Raw genomic sequence first — 1,624 nt, forward strand, 5'->3', positions numbered from 1 at the left:
TGCCTTTCCTTTGCATGGACGGTGATGTGGCAGGCCGGCCGGCGGAGCGGAAACGGAAGAAACCGATAGTGTTATCGGAGAGTCCGATGGTTGGCTGGCGCGGCTCTGATAATTCAGCCAGCAGGGCAGACGGCGCGCGAAGGAACGCGGCCTTAAACTCCCCACGACTATAAGCCAAAGCGGCGACGACGGATTGGCGCGACAGCGCGCCCTCTGGCCTGCCGGCCGTCTCCCAACAAAGGGGAAGATCGGAGCCTCGGCTCACGCAAAAGAAGGAACACCGATGGCCCCCATCAAGGTCGACCCGAGCACGGTCCACGAGTTCTCGGACGCTGAAAGCTTCTGCGCCTGGCTCAGCCAAAACCACGCCGGCGAAAGCGAGGTCTGGATCAAGATCCACAAGGTTGGCTCTGGCCTTCCTTCGATCACGCCGAAGGAAGCGATCGACGTCGTGCTCTGCTTCGGCTGGATCGATGCGGTGCGCAAGTCGCTCGACGAGAAGAGCTTTCTGCAGCGCTACACGCCGCGCGGCAGGAAGAGCATCTGGAGCAGGATCAACGTCGACAACGTCGCGCGCTTGATCGAAGAGGGCCGCATGACGGAGCATGGCCTGCGCGAAGTCGAGGCGGCCAAAGCCGATGGCCGCTGGGACCGCGCCTATGGCGGCTCGAAAGAGATGACAATTCCGACCGACCTGCAGGCCGCGATCGATGCCGAACCGAAGGCCAAAGCGATGCTGGCAAAGCTTTCGGCGCAGAACCGTTTCGCGCTCGCCTTCCGCGTCCACAACATGAAGACCGAGGCGGGGCGCAACAAGAAGATCGAGACGTTCGTCGAAATGCTGAAGCGCGGCGAGACGATCTATCCGCAGAAGAAGTAGGGCACGATCCGGACCGGACGACCGCGCCAGCGACCCGGTAAGCAAAAACGCCGCCTTTGAGGGACGGCGTTTCCGGGAAGCGATGATCCCGAACCCTGTTGAAGCGGTCCGGGATCATCCGGTCATGAAGTCTTTGGCCAATCGCTGAAAAGCCAAAAGCCGGCGACGCGCCTTATGCGGCGAGCTTCTTGCCGTGCTTCTTGTGGGTACGCTTCTTGGTGTGGTGCTTCACATGATGCTTCTTGGCGTGATGCTTCGAGTGCTTCTTCACGTGATGCTTGCGGGCGTGACGGCGAAGATGCTTGACGTGCTTCTTGTGCGGGCCGTTGGCGTCCGGCTTGGCCGTCTCGGTGGCCGCAGCCGGAGCCGCGGTGGTCGTCGTGGTCGCAGCCGTCGTGGTCGCGGCAGCGTTGGCTTCGGTAGTGCCGAGCGCCGGCACCGCGAAAGCAAGCGCGACCGCCAGGCCGAGAACGGAGAGAAGGGTCTTTTTCATAAGTCGGCATTCCTTTTTCGAAGATCGATATCAGGTTGTCGCTGGCCGTAGTTCGGCTGCTCCGGTGCCGCTTATGACAGCCGGTCTTTTCGCGAGTTTTTCCGGGCTGTTGAATCTTGTTTCCGGATTGTGTCTGGCGGGGAGGGGGCGCTTGCTGGTCAATTCGACCTGCCCCGGCTGGGTCGCGACATGGGCGGTGCCGGCGGCCGCCCCGTCGCGCAAGGCGCGGCCGGCATCGTCTGCGCCGCAAC

3 protein-coding genes are annotated in these 1,624 nt (G+C 62.5%); 1 reads left to right on the forward strand and 2 read right to left on the reverse strand.

The annotated features are described in order from the left end of the window. Positions 1-283 precede the first annotated feature (283 nt). Positions 284-880, forward strand: coding sequence for a YdeI/OmpD-associated family protein (locus tag EOA75_RS32650; RefSeq protein ID WP_127326121.1), 597 nt, complete (start codon positions 284-286; stop codon positions 878-880). Positions 881-1,052: 172 nt separating this feature from the next. Here the strand turns inward: EOA75_RS32650 and EOA75_RS32655 are convergent, their stop codons facing one another. Beyond that, entirely contained in the window at positions 1,053-1,373 is a 321-nt protein-coding gene (locus EOA75_RS32655) for a hypothetical protein (protein WP_127326122.1), read from the reverse strand. 30 nt (positions 1,374-1,403) lie between these two features. After that, positions 1,404-1,624 (reverse strand): hypothetical protein (locus EOA75_RS34665; protein WP_206517108.1); only part of this gene is annotated, 221 nt, incomplete at its 5' end.

The organism is Mesorhizobium sp. M1A.F.Ca.IN.022.07.1.1 (assembly GCF_003997575.1).
Lineage (GTDB): Bacteria > Pseudomonadota > Alphaproteobacteria > Rhizobiales > Rhizobiaceae > Mesorhizobium.